Annotated in this window: 18 protein-coding genes and 1 tRNA gene; 16 read left to right on the top strand and 3 right to left on the bottom strand. The window is 70.8% G+C overall.

From position 1 onward, the window contains the following. The first annotated feature begins 28 nt into the window (after nucleotides 1–28). From KVY00_RS14950 to KVY00_RS14960, 3 genes are all read left to right on the top strand, one after another. Nucleotides 29–559, top strand: coding sequence for a lipocalin family protein (locus KVY00_RS14950; RefSeq protein ID WP_223043656.1), 531 nt, complete (start codon nucleotides 29–31; stop codon nucleotides 557–559). Between the two features lie 79 nt (nucleotides 560–638). Next, nucleotides 639–857 (top strand): hypothetical protein, encoded by a 219-nt coding sequence (locus tag KVY00_RS14955; RefSeq protein ID WP_223043657.1) that lies wholly within the window; start codon nucleotides 639–641, stop codon nucleotides 855–857. 93 nt (nucleotides 858–950) lie between these two features. Further along, nucleotides 951–2126 (top strand): YihY/virulence factor BrkB family protein, encoded by a 1176-nt coding sequence (locus KVY00_RS14960; RefSeq protein ID WP_223043658.1) that lies wholly within the window; start codon nucleotides 951–953, stop codon nucleotides 2124–2126. Nucleotides 2127–2133: 7 nt separating this feature from the next. On the opposite strand, the gene KVY00_RS14965 is transcribed toward KVY00_RS14960, so the two are convergent. Beyond that, on the bottom strand, nucleotides 2134–2604 hold the full coding sequence (locus tag KVY00_RS14965) for a YdeI/OmpD-associated family protein (RefSeq protein WP_223043659.1): 471 nt from the start codon (nucleotides 2602–2604) through the stop codon (nucleotides 2134–2136). A gap of 235 nt (nucleotides 2605–2839) precedes the next feature. On the opposite strand from KVY00_RS14965, the gene KVY00_RS14970 reads away from it, so the two are divergent. From KVY00_RS14970 to KVY00_RS14980, 3 genes are all read left to right on the top strand, one after another. After that, nucleotides 2840–3829, top strand: a complete 990-nt coding sequence (locus tag KVY00_RS14970; protein ID WP_223043660.1) for an NADP-dependent oxidoreductase — start codon at nucleotides 2840–2842, stop codon at nucleotides 3827–3829. A 53-nt stretch (nucleotides 3830–3882) separates the two neighbouring features. Then, complete coding sequence (locus tag KVY00_RS14975; RefSeq protein WP_223043661.1) at nucleotides 3883–4572, top strand: SOS response-associated peptidase family protein; 690 nt, start codon at nucleotides 3883–3885, stop codon at nucleotides 4570–4572. A 185-nt stretch (nucleotides 4573–4757) separates the two neighbouring features. After that, complete coding sequence (locus KVY00_RS14980) at nucleotides 4758–6215, top strand: dipeptidase (protein WP_223043662.1); 1458 nt, start codon at nucleotides 4758–4760, stop codon at nucleotides 6213–6215. A gap of 141 nt (nucleotides 6216–6356) precedes the next feature. Here KVY00_RS14980 and mscL read toward each other — a convergent pair whose 3' ends face one another. After that, nucleotides 6357–6803: a large conductance mechanosensitive channel protein MscL gene (mscL, locus tag KVY00_RS14985; protein WP_223045348.1), complete on the bottom strand. Its 447-nt coding sequence runs from the start codon at nucleotides 6801–6803 to the stop codon at nucleotides 6357–6359. Nucleotides 6804–6939: 136 nt separating this feature from the next. Then, nucleotides 6940–8034, bottom strand: coding sequence for a DUF4190 domain-containing protein (locus KVY00_RS14990; RefSeq protein WP_223043663.1), 1095 nt, complete (start codon nucleotides 8032–8034; stop codon nucleotides 6940–6942). Nucleotides 8035–8235: 201 nt separating this feature from the next. Here KVY00_RS14990 and guaB1 point away from each other — a divergent pair, with 201 nt between their 5' ends. From guaB1 to KVY00_RS15040, 10 genes are all read left to right on the top strand, one after another. After that, nucleotides 8236–9768 (top strand): GMP reductase, encoded by a 1533-nt coding sequence (gene guaB1, locus KVY00_RS14995; RefSeq protein WP_223043664.1) that lies wholly within the window; start codon nucleotides 8236–8238, stop codon nucleotides 9766–9768. 118 nt (nucleotides 9769–9886) lie between these two features. Next, on the top strand, nucleotides 9887–11317 hold the full coding sequence (gene thrC, locus KVY00_RS15000) for a threonine synthase (RefSeq protein WP_223043665.1): 1431 nt from the start codon (nucleotides 9887–9889) through the stop codon (nucleotides 11315–11317). Nucleotides 11318–11360: 43 nt separating this feature from the next. Continuing rightward, entirely contained in the window at nucleotides 11361–12557 is a 1197-nt protein-coding gene (locus KVY00_RS15005; RefSeq protein ID WP_223043666.1) for an AI-2E family transporter, read from the top strand. Nucleotides 12558–12624: 67 nt separating this feature from the next. Continuing rightward, the gene (locus tag KVY00_RS15010; protein ID WP_255572674.1) at nucleotides 12625–13038 is read left to right on the top strand and encodes a phage holin family protein; all 414 of its coding nucleotides are present in this window, start codon (nucleotides 12625–12627) and stop codon (nucleotides 13036–13038) included. A gap of 148 nt (nucleotides 13039–13186) precedes the next feature. Beyond that, nucleotides 13187–13259, top strand: a tRNA-Glu gene (locus tag KVY00_RS15015). A gap of 183 nt (nucleotides 13260–13442) precedes the next feature. Further along, a complete protein-coding gene (locus tag KVY00_RS15020) occupies nucleotides 13443–14519 on the top strand; it encodes a 3-isopropylmalate dehydrogenase (RefSeq protein WP_223043667.1) in 1077 nt (358 codons plus the stop codon). Nucleotides 14520–14581: 62 nt separating this feature from the next. Beyond that, complete coding sequence (locus tag KVY00_RS15025) at nucleotides 14582–15682, top strand: branched-chain amino acid aminotransferase (RefSeq protein WP_223043668.1); 1101 nt, start codon at nucleotides 14582–14584, stop codon at nucleotides 15680–15682. 85 nt (nucleotides 15683–15767) lie between these two features. Next, the gene (locus tag KVY00_RS15030) at nucleotides 15768–16556 is read left to right on the top strand and encodes a fumarylacetoacetate hydrolase family protein (RefSeq protein WP_223043669.1); all 789 of its coding nucleotides are present in this window, start codon (nucleotides 15768–15770) and stop codon (nucleotides 16554–16556) included. Between the two features lie 85 nt (nucleotides 16557–16641). Further along, a complete protein-coding gene (locus KVY00_RS15035; RefSeq protein ID WP_223043670.1) occupies nucleotides 16642–17760 on the top strand; it encodes a carboxylate-amine ligase in 1119 nt (372 codons plus the stop codon). A 152-nt stretch (nucleotides 17761–17912) separates the two neighbouring features. Beyond that, nucleotides 17913–19256, top strand: a complete 1344-nt coding sequence (locus KVY00_RS15040) for a sigma-54-dependent transcriptional regulator family protein (RefSeq protein WP_223043671.1) — start codon at nucleotides 17913–17915, stop codon at nucleotides 19254–19256. Nucleotides 19257–19417 lie beyond the last annotated feature (161 nt).

A 19417-nucleotide genomic window follows, 5' to 3' on the forward strand; every position in this document is an offset into this window, starting at 1 on the left:
AGGCGACGACTCGACGAAGGGAGTGCCCGTGAGCGATCAGGATCGCCAGGTACGGTCGGTGGAGGACCTGGATCTGCAGCGTTATCTCGGACTCTGGTACGAGATCGGGCGACTGCCGCTGAGATTCGAGGACGACGGTGCGCGCGACGTCACCGCCGAGTACTCGCTGCGAGACGACGGCACGGTGCAGGTGGACAACCGGTGCATCGACGCCGAGGGGGAGCCGACGCAGGCCCTCGGTCAGGCCGAACCGGACGAGGATCACGCGGGCCGACTGCGCGTCAGCTTCCTGCCGGAGGGGCTGCGCTGGATCCCGTTCACTCGCGCGGACTACTGGGTGCTGCACATCGACGAGGGCTACCGGCACGCGCTCGTGGGCACTCCGGATCGCAAGCACCTCTGGCTGCTCGCGCGGGAGCCGCACATCGATGCTGAGGCGGAGCGCGAGTTCCTGGCCGAGGCGCGCGAGCAGGGTTATGATCTGACGCACTGGATCCGTCCGCAGCAGTCGGGGGCCCGCGTCACCGACGAGCAGCTGTCTCACGGAGCCGCTGAATAGCGTCGGGCGGCCGCATCGGCACCCCCGGGCGGCCGCTCGCACCACCAGAACCGCCGACGAGATGCGAGGAGGAACACCGATGAACCCCGAACCCCTCGAGACGAGTGCCGAAACTCCCGAGGCCGATCTGCTCGACCAGCTCGCCCCGGCCGACCCGGGTGACGACGCGCCCGATCCCGAACCCCTCGCGACCGCGAGTGAGCCCGTCAACGAGGCCGACTGGGCCGAGCACCAGCGGGAGGTGCCCCTCGACGACGAACCGGAGACGGGCGGCCCCGGAGCGGGCGACGACGAGTAGCGCCGTGCCGGCCTTCCGCCCGCGCCTATAGCGCATCCGGGCGCGCAGGCGGAAGGCCCTGGCCCGCCCCTCGGCGCTGGCTAGGCTGAAACCATGACGAAGCAGGCGGAGGAACACGGCAAGACGGGCACCGGCAAGAGCGGCATCGCGGGCCTGATGCAGCGCGTCATCGCGTGGGCGCTGCGATTGCGTCTCGTGCGCGCGTACCTGCTCTACTCCGAGCACCGCGGCGCGATGCTCGCCGACAGCATCACCTATCGCGCGCTGTTCAGCGTGTTCGCGGCCGTGCTGCTCGGCTTCTCGCTCGCCGCGCTCTGGCTGGGCGGCAATCCCGACGCGATGAACGCGCTCGCGGACGCGCTCGAGAGTTTCCTGCCCGGGCTCACCGACATCGTGGACCCGACGGATATCAAGGCGCAGGCAGGGTTCACCATCGCCGGCATCATCTCGCTGCTCGGCCTCGTCGGCGCCGCGATCAGCGCGATCGCGAGCCTGCGAACCGCGCTGCGCGTGCTCGGCGACCAACTGCACGACGACGGGTTCTTCCTATGGGTGCTGCTGCGCAACCTGCTGGTCGGGATCGTCTTCGGCGGGCTGCTCGTCGTCGCTGCCGTGCTGAGTGTGGTGGCATCGGTCGGGATCGGCGCGGTGGTCTCCTGGCTCGGCATCTCCGACGGCGGCACCGCCGCCGACGTGCTCACCCGCATCTTCGGCGTGCTGGTCGTCTTCGTGATCGACACGGTCGCGATCGTGGCGGTGTTCCGACTGCTGTCGGGGGTGCGCGCCCCCGCCCGCGCCCTCTGGGTCGGCGGCGTGATCGGCGGCCTCGGGCTCACCGTGCTGCAGGAGCTGTCGGGGCTCTTCGTGCGCGGAGCCACGGCGAATCCGCTGCTCGGCACGTTCGCGGCGCTCATCGCGCTGCTGCTCTGGTTCAACCTCTCGGCGCAGGTGATCCTCATCGCCAGCAGCTACATCATCACCGGTACCGAGGAGGCCCGTGACCGGGTGCGCGCGAAGTTCGGCGCCAGCACGCTCGCCCAGCGGCGTCGGCAGCGGGCCGAGGATGCGCTGCACGCGGCCACGCGGGAGCTGCGCGCCGCGCGCGAGGCCGAGCGCGAGGAGCGGGAGAAAGCGGGGCAGGATCCGGACCCGGATCCGGGTCAAGATCAGGGGGAGGTTCCGGGGCGGGACCAGGATCTGTCCGCCGAGAGCGAATCCGGCCCGGTCGGCGAGCCTGACCCGGCGCAGGGATCCGACCCGGCGCGCTGAACCTCTGCTAGCCGCGGCCAGGCAGAGATGAGGAGCCCGCGGCGCGCAGTTGCTCGATCACGCCTGCGATGCGGCGCTCCCGGGTCTCAGGGCGCTTCGCGTCGGCGACGGACCGCGCGTGCTCCTTTCGCCGGGAGGGTGCGAGCGCGTCGAACGCCGCCCGCAGCCCGGGCTCGGCGTCGAGGGCGGCGGCGAGGTCGTCGGGCACCTCGACCGTGCGCGCTGCCGTGTCGAGCGCGATCGCGGCCGTGACGACTTCGCCGATCTCGACGCCCAGCTCGGCGCGCGCGGCCTTCGACAGGCCGATGAGGTACTTCCCGCCCATGGACGCGAGGCGCAGGCGGGAGGTGCGGCCGCCGATGGTCACGAGCACGGTGGCGCGCTTGCCACCGCCGAGCTGCTCGACCTGAGATTGGGTGAGTTCGATCGCGGTGGCGGGGCCCTGGGGTTCGAGCAGGGTCTCGATCTGCAGCGTCATGCCCTCATGCTACGCCGGGGCGCAGGATCCGAAGCCCCGTCGAGATAGGAGTTTCGCACGCGGGATCGCGATCCCGCGTGCGAAATCCGTATCTCGACGCCCCTCGCAGCCCCGGCTGGGGAGCGGCGCCGGGGATGGGCCGGATGCACGCGTTCCCACCCGCGTTGCTCTCCGCACTCGATCCCGAACCCGCGCCCATTGCCCGCGAGTCCTGACGGTGGCAGAGTGGGGAGCTATGAGTGATACCCGCGGAGAACCGGTCGCCGAGCGGCCCGACATGCTCGCCATCGGCCAGGACCGCTTCGGCGGGCCCGAGGAGCTGCACGAGGTGCGCCTCCCCAGACCGAAGCCGCGCGTCGGCCAGATCCTCGTGCGGGTGCGCGCGGCCGGGGTGAATCCGACGGACTGGAAGCACCGCTCGGGCCCGGGCTTCGTGCGGGAGCCGTCCGTGCTCGGCTGGGACGTCTCGGGAGTCGTGGAGGCCGTGGGCCTCGGGTCGACGCTATTCGAACCCGGCGACGAGGTGTTCGGGATGCTGCCGTACCCGCACGGCGTCGGGTCGCACGCCGAGTACGTGGTCGGCCCCACCCGCGCCTTCGTGCGCAAGCCCGAGTCGATCGACCACGTGCAGGCCGGCGCTCTGCCGCTGGCCTCCCTCACGGCCTGGCAGGCGCTCGTCGACACCGCCGCGCTCGGCCCCGACGACCGGGTGCTGATCCACGCCGCGGCCGGCGGTGTGGGGCACCTCGCCGTCCAGATCGCGAAGGCCCGCGGGGCGTACGTGATCGGCACCGCGAGCGCGGCGAAGCACGGCTTCCTCCGAAAGCTGGGCGTCGACGAGGCGATCGACTACCGCGAGGTCGATTTCGCCGAGGCCGTGCGCGACGTCGACGTCGCGCTCGACACGATCGGCGGCGACTACCAGCTGCGCTCGCTCCGTACGCTGCGACCCGGCGGGCTGCTCATCTCGACCCTGCCCGCTCCGGCGCCGGGCCTGTGGGAGGAGGCCGAGCGCCTCGGCGTGCGAGCGAAGCTGATCCTCGTCGAGGCCGATCACGGTGGGATGCAGGCGATCGCCGACCTCGCGGAGTCCGGTGCGCTGCGGGCAACGATCGCCGGCACCTTCCCGCTCGCCGAGGCCGCGCGGGCGCACGAGGCCGGCGAGACCAACCGCACGGCTGGCAAGCTCGTGCTCGTGATGGACGAGTCCGCCCAGGAGCGCTGAGGGGGCTCGGGGCCCGCCGTTCTCGTCGGGCGCCTCGCCGCTACAGTTGAGGCATGTGCTCGAGCTACGGATTCGGCGGCGGCCCCCGCGGCCTCGGGCTCACCTTCGATCTGCCGCCGATGCACGAGCCCGACAGCCGTCGGCTGCTCGAGGCCTGGGCGCGGGAGCATCGCGGCCGAGCCCGCATCACGGGGCGACTGGCGCGCAACCTCAATCCGATCATCCATCGCGGGTACGGGGAGCGGGCGGTCGAGCTCGGCTGGTGGTGGCTGCACGACGGCGCGGAGCCGGCGCCCTACAGCGCCTTCAACTCCCGCGACGACACGCTGCTGCGCAAGTGGCGCGCTCCGTTCCAGCGGCGCGCGATCGTGCCCGCGCACTGGTACGTGGAGCGCGGCGTGCCGTTCGGACTGCCGGGCGATGAGCTGTTCGGGATCGCCGCCATCGTGACTCCGGTGCCGCAGCCGGGCGGCGTGCTCATGAGCTATTCGCTCGTCACGCGCGACGCCGTGGGCGCGGCGGCGGGAACCCACCCGCGCATGCCGCTGCTCCTGGCCCGTGAGCTGCACGACGAGTGGCTCGATCCCGAGCGCCCGGGCGATGCCCGGCTCATCGAGGATGCCGTGGCGGGGTCGGAGCGGCTCGCGCTCGCCGTTGAACCGGTCGGGGCTGCGGGATCGGCGGATCCCGCAGCCCGCGAGCGCGATGCGGCAGCCGTGGATCCCCTGCCCACCCTCTTCTGAGTCCCCCCCTCCCCGAACGCGGAGTCCCGAATTGCTGGTTCTTCCCGGTTCGAGGCAGCAATTCGGGACTCCGCGTTCGCGAACCGGGTCGCCGATAGGCTGGATCCGGAGTTCGGGGCCGCATCCGGCGCCCGGGCAGGCGAAGCGGGGCCCGATCGGCCCCGCACACCGAAGTGGAGGCAGACATGACGGAACAGGCGACGGCGCGGCACGGACATGCGGCAGACGGCGCGGCTGACGAGGCGGCGCTGCGAGCGGCGGTCGAGGAGCAGTTCGCGAGCACGATGGAGGATCTGCAGCGGCTCGTGCGCATCCCGTCGGTGTCGTGGCCGGCGTTCGATCCGACGCACGTCGCCGCGAGCGCCGAGGCTATCGCCGGGCTGCTGCGGGAGACCGGGCTCTTCGACGTGGTCGACATCCGCCGCGCGCCGGTCGCCGGCGGCGAGGGCACGGACGGCGCCGATCCCGAGCTCGGCCAGCCGGCCGTCGTGGCGCGGCGGGAACCCCGCAACGGCCGACCCACGGTGCTGCTCTACGCCCACCACGACGTGCAGCCGCCCGGTCGGGACGAGGACTGGAGCACTCCGCCCTTCGAGCCGACCGAGCGCAACGGCCGCCTCTACGGGCGCGGCGCGGCCGACGACAAGGCCGGGGTGATGGCCCACATCGGCGCGATCCGCGCGCTCGCCGCGGCCGCCGAGGCCGAGGGGCGCGAGCTCGAACTCGGCATCGCGCTCTTCATCGAGGGCGAGGAGGAGTGGGCGTCGCAGTCGTTCGGCAACTTCCTGCGCGAGAACCGGGATCTGCTCGCGGCCGACGCGATCATCGTCGCCGACTCGAGCAACTGGGATACCGAGACCCCGGCGCTCACGGTCGCGCTGCGCGGTGCGGTCGCCTTCAACATGCGGGTGCAGACGCTCGACCACGCGCTCCACTCCGGTATGCACGGCGGCGCGGTGCCGGATGCGATGCTCGCGACCGTGCGTCTGCTCGACACCCTCTGGAACGAGGACGGATCCGTCGCGGTCGAGGGGCTCACCAGCGCCGATATCGACACCCCCGAGTACGACGAGGCGCGGCTTCGCGAGGAGTCGGGCCTGCTCGACGGCGTGAGCCCGATCGGCCGCGGCGAGATCCTGAGCCGCGTCTGGGCGCAGCCCGCGATCACCATCACCGGCATCGACGCCCCCGATGTCGCCAACGCCTCGAATACCCTGATCCCGAGCGTGCGCGTGCGCATCAGCGCCCGTATCGCGCCCGGGCAGGATCCCGAAGCGGCGTTCGAGGCGATCCAGAACCACCTGCGCGCGAATGCGCCGTACGGGGCGAGGATCGAGTTCGAGAGCGGCGACCTCGGCCAGGCGTTCCTCGTCGACACGAGCGGCTGGGCCGTGGCCGAGGTGCGCGGCGCCATGGCCGACGCGTGGGAGCGGGAGCCGGTCGACATGGGCGTGGGCGGGTCGATCCCGTTCATCGCCGAGCTCATCGAGGAGTTCCCGGCGGCTCAGATCCTGGTCACGGGCGTCGAGGATCCCGACGGCCGCGCCCACAGCCCGAACGAGTCGCTGCACATCGAGTCGTTCCGCAAATCGCTGCTGACCGAGGCACTGTTCCTCGCGCGCCTCGACGCGCGCGAGGGGTAGAGGGACGCGGGCTCCTCGCGAGTCGGGGCCGCTGACCCCGGGGTATTCCGCCGAACCCGAGCTGTCCTGTCGAGCCTGAGCCGATCATCGGCGATACACGGCTCAGGCTCGACAGAAGAGCTCAGTTCCGAGAAACAGGGCTCAGTGCCGGTGCGGCGGCGCCTGGTTCGGGTGCTCGGTACGGTTCATATCGGGGATCCGACCGCTCGCCGCCGCCTCCGCGCGCAGCAGGTCGCGGATCTCGGAGAGCAGCTCGGCCTCGGCCGAGGTCTCCGGCTCCTCCTCGGGTTCGGGCTTGCGCCACTTGTTCATGGGTACCACGAATACGAAGTAGACCACGGCGGCGACGATCACGAAGTTGATGAGCGCGCCGAGCAGGGCGCCGAAGGCGATCGTGCCGCCGCCGGGAAGCGCGACCTGCATGGCGGTGTCGAGCGAGTCCGCCTTGAACACCACGCCGATCACGGGGTTGATGAGGGAATCGACGACTCGCTCGACGACCGTGTTGAACGCGGCCCCGATCACCACGGCGACGGCGAGGTCGATCACGTTCCCGCGCAGCAGGAACTCCTTGAAACCCTTGAACATGTGCGCTTCCCCCAAATCTGTCATGTGTGCGCCTGGAGAAAACGTTAGTGCACCCGCGCCCGAAACGACGGAATCCCGCACGAGAAGGCTCGCGCGGGATTCCGTCGTGGGGCGCTTCCGCCCGGAGTGCTCGTCGTTACATGCAGGCCATGGCATCTTCCATGGCCGCGTCGACGTACTCCTCCATGAGTCCGTTCAGGTCCTCGTTCACGGCGCTCGCGGGATCGTTGGCGAGCTGGTAGAACTTCTCGTAGATAGCCTGGTTGGGGCTGTCGGCCTCGGCGAGCTGGCGGTAGGCGTCGATGATCTCGGGGGAGATATCGGTGCTCGTCATGTCACCGCCGACCGTGGCGACCCGGTCGAGGGCGGCGCAGAACTCGGGGGAGCGGTCGCCGGTGGTGTCGGCGGGAGCCTCTTCCGTGCCGGGTGTGGTGGGCTCGGCGCTCGCCTCCAGATCCTCGGTCAGCGAGTCGGTGTCGCTCGAGTCGGTGGACGGGGACTCGATCTCCGACTGCAGCTCATCGAGCGAATCGCTGTAGCTGTCGAGCTCGGAGCCGACGCTCGAGAAGACGGCGGCCCAGGTGATGACGATCCCGATGCCGATGAGCACCCCGATACCGCCGGTGATGAGGCCGGTGAGCGACATGCCCTTCGACTGCTTCTTCCGCAGCGCGATGATGCCCAGCACGACCGCCGCGGCGCCGACGAGGATCGTGATGATGCCGCCGACGAAGGGGATCCAGCCGAAGATCAGCGCGCCGACGACGGCGACGATGCCGAGGATCATGGCCGTGATCGCGAGGCCCTTCGGCTCGCGCGGCGCTGCAGAGTACGCGGGGTAGCCCTGGCCCGGCGCCTGCTGCGGCGGCACGGGAGGCACGGGCGGCGCCGGCGGCGCGGCGTTGAACTGGGGTGCTTGCGACTGCGGCAGCGCGGTGGTCGGCTGCTGGTCGGCGTTCTGCTGGAACGTGTTCTGCTGACCGCCGTCGTAGGGCGATCCGTCGAAGCCGGGGAGCACGCTCGTCGGCTGCTGGTCGCCGCCGGCCTGGGGGAGCGCGGTGGTGGGCTGCTGGTCGCCGTCGACCTGCGGGGCCGCGGTGGTCGGCTGCGCATCGGCCTCGTCGAAGCGGGGCGGCTCGGGCTGAGTCGGCGGGGCCGGAGGCGTCGGGGGAACCGGCGGCACCGGGGACTCGGGCGGCGTCGGCTTTCCGGGATCGTTCGTGTCAGACATAGCCGGTTCTGCTCCTTCAAAATCTTCGCGTTCTCAAGAACGTGTCTCGCCGCTGCGAGACGGCCGCTCGTGAACACATCGGCATCGATCATGCGCGAGCCGTTCCTGACCCCCACGCCGACCATCCTATGCGCTGCATGTGACATCTGTGTCTTGACGGATGGCGGACGCGACCCTGGCCGAGGGGGTAGCGTGGGGATCATGGAGTTTATCGGCGCGATGCCCACGGTCGACCTCACCTACTCGGACGTGTTCCTCGTGCCGCGGCACTCCGGCGTCGGCAGCCGACTCGGAGTGGATCTCACTCCCACCGACGGCACGCCGGCGACGCTGCCGCTCGTGGCCGCGAATATGAACTCGGTCACCGGCCCGCGGCTCGCCGCGGTGCTCGCGAGGCGCGGCGGGCTCGCGGTGCTGCCCCAGGATCTCGCGCTCGCCGAAACCGAGCGGGCGATCCGCTGGGTCAAGCGACAGCCGGTCGTCTTCGACACTCCGATCGTGATGCCGCCGCACGCCACAGCGGACGAAGCGCTGCGCCTGATCCCCCGCGCCGCGGAGCAGGCCGTCGTCGTCGCCGACCGCGATGCTGACGAATCGGTGCGGGCCTCGGGCATCCGCGGAGCGCTCTCCGCGGCCAGGCTGACCTCGGTGCCGGGCGACGCGCTGCTCGGGGATCTCGTCATCGGGGAGCCTGCGATCCTCGACGCCGACGAGCTGGCGGATCCGCGCTCAGCCTTCGATGCGGTGACCGCTGCGAGCGAGTCGCGCGCCGCCGCCGCGCACGGAGCCGATCCCGACGGAGCTGACCCGCATGCCGCCGACCCGCACCCCGCCGAGACGGTCTGCGTCGTGAGCGGGGGAGTCCTCGTCGGAACGCTCTCGCCCCGATCCGCCCTGCGTCGATCCATCTACCGCCCGGCCCTCGACCGCGAGGGCCGGCTCGCCGTCGCGGTCGCGGTCGGCATCAACGGAGACGTCGCGGCGAAGGCGCGCGCCCTCGCCGCGGCCGGGGCCGACGTGCTCGTCATCGACACCGCCCACGGGCACCAGGAGGGGATGATCCGCGCGATCCGCACGGTCGCCGACCTCGGTCTCGGACTGCCGATCGTCGCGGGCAACATCGTCACGGCCGATGGCGTGAACGACCTCGTGAGCGCGGGCGCCACGATCCTCAAGGTCGGTGTGGGGCCCGGCGCCATGTGCACCACCCGCATGATGACGGCCGTGGGGCGCCCCCAGTTCTCGGCCGTGCTCGAGACCGCTCAGGCGGCCCGCGAACTCGGCGCGCACGTCTGGGCCGACGGCGGGGTGCGCTACCCGCGCGACGTCGCCCTCGCGCTGGCCGCCGGCGCCGCGTCGGTGATGATCGGATCCTGGTTCGCGGGCACCGCCGAGTCCCCGGGCGAGCTGCGCACCGACGCCGACGGGCGCCAGTACAAGGAGTCGTGGGGCATGGCCTCGACGAAGGCGGTGCAGGGCCGATTCGGCGGGCTCGACGCCTACGAGCGGGCGCGCAAGGAGCTCTTCGCCGAGGGCATCTCGTCGTCGAAGATCTACCTGGACCCGCAGCGCCCCGGCGTCGAGGACCTCGTCGACATGATCACGTCGGGCGTGCGCTCGTCGTTCACCTACGCCGGAGCCGACTCGCTGCGCGAGTTCCACGTGCGCGCCCGGGTCGGGCTGCAGTCGGCGGCGGGCTACGAGGAGGGCAAGGCGCTGCCGGTCTCCTGGTAGGGCGCGGTGCATCGAGGCGGATCGGGATCCGGATCCCCCTCCCCGAGCCGTCCGCCGAATAGGATGGGGGAGTCGGCGCGCACAGCCCGACGGCGCGATCACGAAACGAGGAGCACCGGTGAAGTACATCTCGACCCGCGGCGGCATGGCGCCGGCACCCTACAGTGAGATCCTGCTCGAGGGCCTCGCTACAGACGGGGGGCTGGTCGTGCCGGAGACGGTGCCGCGGCTGAGCGCCGAGCAGATCGAGTCGTGGCGATCCCTCAGCTATCCCGAGCTCGCCACCGAGGTGCTCGGCATCTTCGCCGCCGACTTCCCGCGCGACGACCTCGCGCGCATGTGCCGCGACGCCTACAGCGCCGAGAACTTCGTCGCCCCCGAGGTCGTCCCCGTGACCGAGCTCGAGCCCGGCATCTCGCTCGTCGGGCTCTCGGAGGGGCCCACGCTCGCGTTCAAGGACATGGCGATGCAGTTCCTCGGGCAGTCGCTCGAGTACGTGCTCGCGAAGACGGATCGCGCGCTCAACATCGTGGGGGCGACCTCGGGCGACACCGGCTCGGCCGCCGAGTACGCCCTGCGCGGCAAGGACGGCATCGCGGTGTTCATGCTCTCCCCGCAGGGCCGCATGAGCGACTTCCAGCGCGCGCAGATGTACTCCCTCACCGACGAGAACATCCACAACATCGCCGTCGAGGGTGTCTTCGACGACTGCCAGAACCTCATGAAGGCGCTGTTCGAGGATCTCGAGTTCAAGCGCGCCCACGACCTCGGCGCCGTGAACTCGGTCAACCTGGGCCGCGTCAGCGCGCAGGCCGTCTACTACTTCTGGGCGTGGCTGCGCGCGAGCGACGGCGTCGCGGCCGAAGATCGCGCCGCATTCGAGATCTCGGTCACGGTGCCCTCGGGCAACTTCGGCAACATCTTCTCGGGCTACCTCGCGAAGACGATGGGCGTGCCGATCCGCCGTCTCGTGCTCGCGGCCAACGAGAACAACGTGCTCGACGAGTTCTTCAGGACAGGCGTGTACGCCCCTCGCGGCGCCGCCGACACCCACGCGACCTCGAGCCCCTCGATGGACATCTCGAAGGCGTCGAATCTCGAGCGCTTCGTGTTCGAGGTGCTCGGGCGCGACCCGGAGCGGCTCGCCGCGGCGTGGCGGGAGCTGGCCGAGACGGGCAGGATCGACCTCACCGCCGAGCAGGCGCGCTTCGAGTCGGAGTTCGGCTTCCAGAGCGGCACGAGCACCCACGCGGATCGCGTGGCCACCATCAAATCGGTGTTCGAGGCGAGCGGCGTGCTGATCGATCCGCACACGGCCGACGGCGTGAAGGTGGCGCGCGAGCACGTCGAGGCCGGCGTGCCGATGCTCGTGCTCGAGACGGCGAAGCCCGCGAAGTTCCCGGAGATCGTGCTCGAGGCCACGGGGGAGCGGATCGGCATGCCCGAGCACCTCGGCGACCTGCTCGAGCTGCCGCAGCACGTCACCGAGATGGCCGACGACGAGGCGGAATTGCGCGCGTTCGTCGCTGAGCGCGCCGTCAAGCGGTAGGCGACCGAGAACGCAGCACGCAGTACGACAGGGGGAGGCTGACATGTTCGGTGGACGAGCTCGGCGAGAGCTGGAACAGCGCGTCTCGAGGCTCGAGCGCGGCGCGGGCGCGCCCGAGGGGCCGATCGCGCAGACGCGGCACCTGATGCGGGCGGGCGGCGCCTGGGGCGACGGCTTCGGGCTGCTCGCCACGCGCTCGCTGCAGATCATCATCGTGCTGGTGCTCACCGCGGGCGCCGTGTTCGGCATGAGCACGTTGAGCACCGTCGTGATCCCGATCCTGCTCGCCCTCATCTTCGCGAGCACCTTCGCGCCCGTCATGGGCTGGCTGCGAGGCCATCGGGTGCCCTCGGCGCTCGCGACCGTGCTCGTGTTGCTCACGATCGTGCTGCTGCTCACCGGGGTGGGCTGGCTCATCGTGTGGGCCGTGCGCGATCAGTGGGACGAGCTGTCGGCGCAGGCGCAGACCGGTTTCGATCAGGTGATGGACTGGGTGCGCACGCTCCCGTTCGCCCCCGATCACGATCAACTGGTGGAGTGGCAGCAGAACGTCACGGACTTCCTCACCGGGTTCCTCACGAGCTCGCAGTTCGGCTCGGGGGCGCTCGCGGGGGTCGGGATCGTCACGAACTTCGTCACGGGCCTCATCCTGATGGTGGTCGTGCTCTTCTTCTTCCTGAAGGACGGGCCGCAGATCTGGCGCTTCCTGCTGCGCCCCTTCGAGGGCGAGGCGCTGGCTCGCGCGGAGCGCGCGGGCGAGAAGACGGTGCAGACCCTCGGGCATTACGTGCGCGGCACGGCGTCGGTCGCCGCCGTCGACGCGGTAGGCATCGGGATCGGCCTGCTGATCCTGCAGGTGCCCCTCGCACTGCCGCTCGCCGTGCTCGTCTTCGTGCTCGCATTCATCCCGATCGTCGGCGCGACGCTGGCCGGCATCCTCGCCGCTCTCGTCGCTCTCGTCGCCAACGGACCCCTCAGTGCCGTGCTCGTCGTGGGCGTCGTGGTGCTGGTGAACCAGCTCGAGGGCAACTTCCTGCAGCCCGTGTTGATGGGCCGCGCGCTGAAGCTGCACTCGCTCGTCATCCTGCTCGCCCTGACCATCGGCACCGTGCTGAGCGGCGTGCTCGGGGCCGTGCTCGCGGTACCGATCGCGGCCGTCGTCTGGGGCATCATCCAGGTGTGGGACGGGCCGGATCTGCCGGCGAAGGCGTTCCGGCGCAAGCCGGGCGAAGAGGTCTGACCGCGTCACCGCTGCGATACGCTGAGGTCAGGGGCACCGTACGGAGCCCCGCCGAGCGAAGGAGCCCATGATGCGTCTGCTGTTCCAGATCGTCTCGCAACTGGTGCTGGCCGCGATCGCCATAACCGTATGCCACTTCGCGCTCCCGGGCTTCGAGATGCGCATCGCGGGATTCCTGGTGGCGCTCGGGGTGTTCACGATCGCGCACGCCGTGCTGGGGCCGTTCGTGCTCAACATCGCCCAGCGATACGCGGCGCCGCTCGCCGGAGGGGTGGGGCTCGTGGCGACGCTGCTGGCGCTGTGGATCGCCACGCTCTTCCAGGGCGGCATCACGATCCGCGGCGTCGAGACCTGGGTGCTGGCGCCCATCATCGTGTGGGTGATCACGGCGCTCGGCGGGTGGATCTTCATGGCGTTCGTCGTCGATAGGCGTCTGAAGCGGCGCGCGGCCGAGAAGGCGATGCGGCACAGCAGGTCGTGAGCGCGGACAGGCGCGGTGAAGAACCGCGGAATCATGCGGGACACACCCGGGGTGCACGGATGGATTTGCCCCAGCTCGCGAAGGTGTGCCAATATATATGAGTTGCCAGCGCAGCGGGGGAAGCCCCGGAAGAGCTGCAACAGCGTCCGGCCCCATCGTATAGCGGCCTAGTACGCCGCCCTCTCACGGCGGTAACGCGGGTTCGAATCCCGCTGGGGTCACCGGAAGCGAAAGCCTCACCTTCGGGTGGGGCTTTCGTCGTTTCTCGGTGGTCTGCGCGATGGCGGCGCGATGCCCGCGCGACGGCGTCGAGGGTGCGAGCCGCCCTCGGGTCGGGCGACTCGAAACGTCCGCGGGCGCGAGTAAGCTGGACACGTTCTGTCAGGCACGAAGAGGAGCGTTCAGTGACCCGCACCATCAAGCTCGCCGTCCTTCCCGGCGACGGTATCGGACCCGAGGTGATCGAGCAGGCCAATCGTGTGCTCGATGCCGTGCTCGCCGGCGGCGACGCGGTGCTCGACCGCACGGAGTTCAAGCTCGGCGCGGAGCGCTATCTGGCGACGGGCGAGACGCTGCCCGAGGCCGAGCAGGCCGAGATCGCGCAGCACGACGCGATCCTCTTCGGCGCGGTTGGCGGGGTTCCGGGGGATCCACGCCTGAAGAACGCCAACATCGAGCGCGGCCTGCTGCTCAAGCTGCGCTTCGATTTCGACCACTACGCCAACGTGCGGCCCTGCACCCTGTTCCCCGGGGTCGAGTCGACGCTGAGGAACCCGGGCGACGTCGACTTCGTCGTGGTGCGCGAGGGCACCGAGGGCCCCTACGCGGGCAACGGCGGCCGTCTGCGCGCCGACACCCCTCACGAGGTGGCCACCGAGGTCTCCGTGAACACCGCCTTCGGCATCGAGCGCGTCGTGCGGTACGCCTTCGAGGTGGCGAGCAAGCGGCCTCGCAAGAAGCTCACCTGGGTGCACAAGACGAACGTGCTCGTGCACGCCGGCGCCACCTGGCAGCGCATCGTGCAGGCCGTCTCGTCCGAGTACCCCGATATCGCCGTCGACTACATGCACGTCGACGCCGCGACGATCTTCATGGTGCAGGATCCGGCGCGCTTCGACGTCATCGTCACTGATAACCTGTTCGGTGACATCCTCACAGACCTGGCCGGCGCCATCGGCGGCGGCATCGGGCTCGCAGCCAGCGGCAACATCAATCCCGACGGCACGTTCCCGAGCATGTTCGAACCCGTTCACGGTTCTGCGCCCGACATCGCGGGGCAGCAGAAGGCGGATCCGACCGCGGCGATCCTCTCCGCGGCTCTCATGCTCGACCACCTTGGCCTCGCGGCCGACGGCGACCGCGTACGCGACGCCGTGCGCGCCGATCTCGCATCCCGCATCGACCCCGCCACCGGCGCGGCCGCGGCGCGCACCACCGCAGAGGTGGGCAGCGCGATCATCGAGCGGCTTCCGGCGCGCTAGACCGCCGCACGGCCCAACACGAACACCCCTCACGGCCGCCCCTGGCGACAGAAAGCAACTCCATGACCGAGCTCACCTTCACCCGCACCCCGGCAAACCGCCTCCCCGACGCCGAGCGCGAGGCCGTCCTCGCCGACCCCGGTTTCGGCAAGCGCTTCACCGACCACATGGTCTCGATCGTCTGGGACCGCGAGCGCGGCTGGCACGACGCCGAGGTGCTGCCCTACGGCCCGATTCCCATGGACCCCGCGTCGTCGGTGCTGCACTACGGCCAGGAGATCTTCGAGGGGCTCAAGGCGTATCGCCACCCGAACGGGGACATCGTCACCTTCCGCCCCGAGGCCAATGCCCAGCGCCTCAATGAGAGCGCGGCCAGGCTCGCGCTGCCCGAGCTGCCGGTCGAGCTGTTCGTGCAGTCGATCCACGAGCTCGTGCGGGCCGACGCGGACTGGGTGCCGAGCGGCGCCGACCAGAGCCTCTATCTGCGTCCGTTCATGATCGCCGACGAGAGCTTCCTCGGGGTGCGAGCCGCCGAGCGCGCCCGCTTCCTCGTGATCGCCAGCCCGGCGGGCCCCTACTTCACGGGCGGCGTGAAGCCGGTGTCGATCTGGCTCTCCGGTGACCTCGCGCGCGCCGGCCGCGGCGGCACCGGTGCGGCGAAGTGCGGCGGCAACTACGCCTCGTCGCTGCTGCCGACGCGCATCGCGGCGCAGCACGACTGCGCCCAGGTGCTCTTCACCGACTCGGCGACGGAGGACACGATCGACGAGCTCGGCGGCATGAATCTGTTCCTCGTGCACCGCGACGGCAAGCTCATCACGCCCGCCCTCAACGGCAACATCCTCGACGGCATCACCCGCAAGAGCCTCATCCGGCTCGCCGAAGACCGCGGACTCACCGTCGAGGAGCGCCAGGTGACCGTGAGCGAGTGGCGCGAGGGCGCCGCCGACGGCTCCATCACGGAGGCCTTCGCCTGCGGCACGGCCGCGGTGATCACGCCGATCCGCGAATTGAAGAGCGAGCAGGGCGTGCTCGTCGACTTCGGCGATCGGGCGCCCGGCGAGATCACCATGTCGCTGCGCGAGGAGCTCACCGGTATCCAGTTCGGCACGGTCGAGGATCGCTTCGGCTGGGTGGATCGGATCGTCACCGCCGGGGAGTAGCGGACGGGCGGCTGACGTCGCGGGACGGGCGGAGCCCACGGCGGTCCGCCCGTATCCCAGCAGACACCAAGACGAAGAGGGGCACATGAAGGTCGTACGTTTCGAAGCAGAGGGCGAGATCTCCTACGGGGTTCTCGATGAGGCCGAAGACGGCAGCGGCGTCGAGATCGTCGAGCTGTCGTCGGATCCGCTCGTCTCCGGTTTCGACACCACCGGGCGCCGACTGCGCCTCGACGCCGTACGCCTGCTGGCGCCCGTGATCCCGCGCTCGAAGGTCGTCTGCGTCGGCAAGAACTACTCCGAGCACATCGAGGAGATGCGATCCGAGACCGGCGGCGACGCGCCGGAGGAACCGCTGCTGTTCCTGAAGCCCAACACCTCGGTGATCGGCCCGGGGGATCGCATCGTGCGGCCCGCGATCTCGGATCGCGTCGAGCACGAGGGCGAGCTGGCGATGGTGATCGGCGCCATCGCCAAGGATGTTCCCGAGGAGGACGCGCTGAAGTACGTCTTCGGGTTCACCTGCGCGAACGATGTGACCGCGCGCGACCTGCAGATCAAGGACGGGCAGTGGACCCGCGGCAAGGGCTTCGACACCTTCTGCCCGCTCGGGCCGGTCATCGAGACCGACCCCGACCTCGGCGACGCCCGCGTCGTGACCCGCGTGAACGGCGAGGTGCGCCAGGACGGGCGGACGTCGCAGCTCATCTTCTCGCTCGCGCGCATCGTCGCGCACGCCTCGCAGGCGTTCACGCTGCTGCCCGGGGACGTGATCCTCACGGGCACGCCCGCGGGAGTCGGGCGCCTCGAAGCAGGAGACACGGTCGAGGTCGAGATCGACGGGATCGGAATCCTGCGTAACACCGTGGTGTGACGAGCTCGCGCCGGTGTAGCATGACGCGACGGGCGACGGCGATCCTGCCGCGCTGCGAGAGCCAGATCGAACGGACGGTGCTGAGATGGCAGCCGACACCCCCGCTCCGCCCCGCTTCGGCGTCGAGGAAGAGTATCTGCTGCTCGACGCGACGACCGGCCTGCCTCGCGACGGCGCCGACGGCATGATCGCGGCGCTGCCCGGGCTGCGCGCCGAGCACGAGTACTTCCACAGCCAGCTTGAGACCGCCACGCCGCCGTGCACTCGCGCAGCGGAGGCGTTCGACTCGCTCGCGGAGTTCCGCACCGCTGCCTCGCGCGCCGCGACGGATCGGGGTCTCGTGCTCGCGGGCACCGGCCTGCCGCCGGTGGGCGGCGACGCTCCCGGCCGGGTCACGGAGAACGAGCGGTACCGGGAGATCGATCGCACGATGCGGGGCATGGTGCACCGCTATTACTCGACGGGCACCCACGTGCACGTGGAGGTCCCCTCGCGGGACGCGGGCGTCGAGGTCTTCGCGCGCATCGCCCGGTGGTCGCCCGTGCTCGTCGCGCTGACGAGCAACTCGCCGATCTGGCTCGGGGGCGACTCGGGCTATGCGAGCTGGCGGTATCTGCAACTGCAGCAGTGGCCGAGCTCGGGCTACCCGCCGAGCTTCGCCGATGCGGCAGGATACGACGAGGTGGTGCAGCAGCTCGTGAGGGCGGGCGCGCTGCTCGACACGGCGCTCGTGAACTGGTCGATCCGGCTCTCCGAGAAGTTCCCCACGATCGAGCTGCGCACCGCCGACGCCCAGCTCGAGAGCGGCGACGCGGTATCGTTCGCCCTCATCTTCCGCGCGCTCGCGCACCGCGCGCTACAGGAGCGGGAGACCGGTGCCCCGGTTCCCGAGTATCAGCGCGACGCGCTGCGGGGCGCGCACTGGGTCGCGGCGCGGAACGGACTCGGGTCCGAACTGGTGGATCCCGAGAGCGGGGCTCCGCGGGCGGCCGCCGAGGTGGTCGCCGATCTCCTCTCCCACGTCGCCGAATCGCTCGAGGCCGCCGGCGACCTCGAGCGTGTGCAGCGCTTCCTCGAGCGCCGGCTCGCCGACGGGGGAGGGGCCGCGCTGCAGCGGCGGGCCTGGCAGCGCGGCGGCATCGATGCGCTGCTCGAGCTCTATCGCGAGGCCTCGTCGGCCGACTCCATGTCTTCGTCGAGATGACGCGTGCGGCCCCTCTTCGGCGGGTTCTGGGCTCCGAGCGTCATCTCGATAACGGTACCCAGCGGGCGGAAAGCGGCGAAGCCCCGGTTCGCGACGACCCCTGATCATCCTCGGGTACACTCGGGGCACCGAGCCGCGAAGAGGAGGCAGAGGTGGCGAGCGGATGGCAGGCACTGCGCCGCGGCGAATCGGCGAGCGAGCGCCGGCGACAGCTCGAGCGCGCCCACGAGCAGTTCGTGGGCTCCGCCGCGATCGCCGCCGATCGGGAAGCGCGTGAGCGATTCGCCGAGCAGGTCGCGCTGCGGCCGGTGGTGCTGGAGTCGTGGTTGCGTTCGCAGCGTCGCACCATCGACCCCGATCGCCCGCCCGACAGGCCGGCGCTGAGCGAGGATCAGCTCGCCGAGCTTCGCCGCGTGCATCCGATCGGCCGCGTGCTGCCGGTCATCGAGCGCCTGCTGCTCGACGCGGCCGAGGACGCCGGTTTCATCGTCGCCGTCGGGGACGCCGCAGGCCGGCTGCTCTGGGTCGACGGAGACTTCCGCCTCCGGTCTCGGGCGGAGGACATGGGCTTCCGGGCGGGCATGGACTGGTCGGAGGGGTCCGTCGGCACGAGCGCCCCCGGGAGTGCGCTCGCGCTCGACCACGCGATCCAGGTGCTCGGCGCCGAGCACTACAACCGGGCCGTGCACCAGTGGAGCTGCACCGCGGCGCCCGTGCACAACCCCGAGACCGGGGCGATCATCGGCGTGATCGACGTGACGGGAGGCGACAGCGCCGCCTCGCGGCACATCCTGCCCCTCGTCGAGGCGACGCTCGGAGCCGTCGAGGCCGAACTGAAACTCGAGTCGCTCAGGGACCTCATCGAAGAACGGCGGAGCGCCGGAGCCCGACCTGCGCCCCGCTCGTCTTCCACGACGCGTCTCGTCGTGCTGGGCCGCGATCCCGCGATCCTCGAGCACGGCGACGCGTCGCTCCCGCTCACCGGCAGGCACGCCGAGATCCTGCTCGCGCTCGCCGCGGCACCGCAGGGGCTCACGGCCGCGGCACTGGCGGAGGAGGTCTACGGCACCGCCGGTTCCGAGCAGACCCTGCGAGCGGAGCTGGTCCGTCTGCGCAAGTGGTGCGAGCAGGCTGGGATCGATCTCGGTCTCTCCTCGCGCCCGTACCGCATGGCTCAGAGGATCCGCATCGACGGGATCGAGATGCTCGAAGCGCTGGAGCGCGGGGCGCACCGTCTCGCGCTCGCCGCCTACGAGGGGCCGGTGCTTCCCGCCTCGACCGCGCCGGTGGCTGAGAGGCTGCGGAGCGAGGTCGATGCCACGCTCCGCGAGGCGATGCTGCAGTCGGCGGGGGCGGATCCGCTCTTCGAGTACGCGCAGCACTGGGCGGGCGACGACGCCGAGGTGTGGGAGACCCTGCTGCAGGTGCTGCCGCCGCTGTCGCCGAAGCGCGCACGTGTGGTCGCAAGGCTCGAGGCGCTCGACGACGGCGGGTGAGGGGAGGGGCCGGGTCAGGAGCCCGGGTCAGGAGATCCTTGGACACCCTCTGCTCGGCGGCCGCGCGATGCAACGTTCGTGCAACGGTGCCGGGCGTAGTCTCCGAGCACCGGGAGTCCCTCGACTCCCGGAATCCAGACAACGACGTCAGAGGAGACCCA

Source organism: Leucobacter tenebrionis, assembly GCF_019884725.1.
Classification (GTDB): domain Bacteria; phylum Actinomycetota; class Actinomycetes; order Actinomycetales; family Microbacteriaceae; genus Leucobacter; species Leucobacter tenebrionis.

Bases quoted from the DNA above. Each gene is read 5' to 3' on its own strand.
- KVY00_RS14955 (WP_223043657.1), top strand. From the start codon at position 639: ATGAACCCCGAACCCCTCGAGACGAGTGCCGAAACTCCCGAGGCCGAT.
- KVY00_RS14960 (WP_223043658.1), top strand. From the start codon at position 951: ATGACGAAGCAGGCGGAGGAACACGGCAAGACGGGCACCGGCAAGAGC.
- KVY00_RS14965 (WP_223043659.1), bottom strand. From the start codon at position 2,604: ATGACGCTGCAGATCGAGACCCTGCTCGAACCCCAGGGCCCCGCCACC.
- KVY00_RS14970 (WP_223043660.1), top strand. From the start codon at position 2,840: ATGAGTGATACCCGCGGAGAACCGGTCGCCGAGCGGCCCGACATGCTC.
- KVY00_RS14975 (WP_223043661.1), top strand. From the start codon at position 3,883: ATGTGCTCGAGCTACGGATTCGGCGGCGGCCCCCGCGGCCTCGGGCTC.
- KVY00_RS14980 (WP_223043662.1), top strand. From the start codon at position 4,758: ATGACGGAACAGGCGACGGCGCGGCACGGACATGCGGCAGACGGCGCG.
- mscL (WP_223045348.1), bottom strand. From the start codon at position 6,803: ATGTTCAAGGGTTTCAAGGAGTTCCTGCTGCGCGGGAACGTGATCGAC.
- KVY00_RS14990 (WP_223043663.1), bottom strand. From the start codon at position 8,034: ATGTCTGACACGAACGATCCCGGAAAGCCGACGCCGCCCGAGTCCCCG.
- guaB1 (WP_223043664.1), top strand. From the start codon at position 8,236: ATGGAGTTTATCGGCGCGATGCCCACGGTCGACCTCACCTACTCGGAC.
- KVY00_RS15005 (WP_223043666.1), top strand. From the start codon at position 11,361: ATGTTCGGTGGACGAGCTCGGCGAGAGCTGGAACAGCGCGTCTCGAGG.
- KVY00_RS15010 (WP_255572674.1), top strand. From the start codon at position 12,625: ATGATGCGTCTGCTGTTCCAGATCGTCTCGCAACTGGTGCTGGCCGCG.
- KVY00_RS15025 (WP_223043668.1), top strand. From the start codon at position 14,582: ATGACCGAGCTCACCTTCACCCGCACCCCGGCAAACCGCCTCCCCGAC.
- KVY00_RS15030 (WP_223043669.1), top strand. From the start codon at position 15,768: ATGAAGGTCGTACGTTTCGAAGCAGAGGGCGAGATCTCCTACGGGGTT.
- KVY00_RS15035 (WP_223043670.1), top strand. From the start codon at position 16,642: ATGGCAGCCGACACCCCCGCTCCGCCCCGCTTCGGCGTCGAGGAAGAG.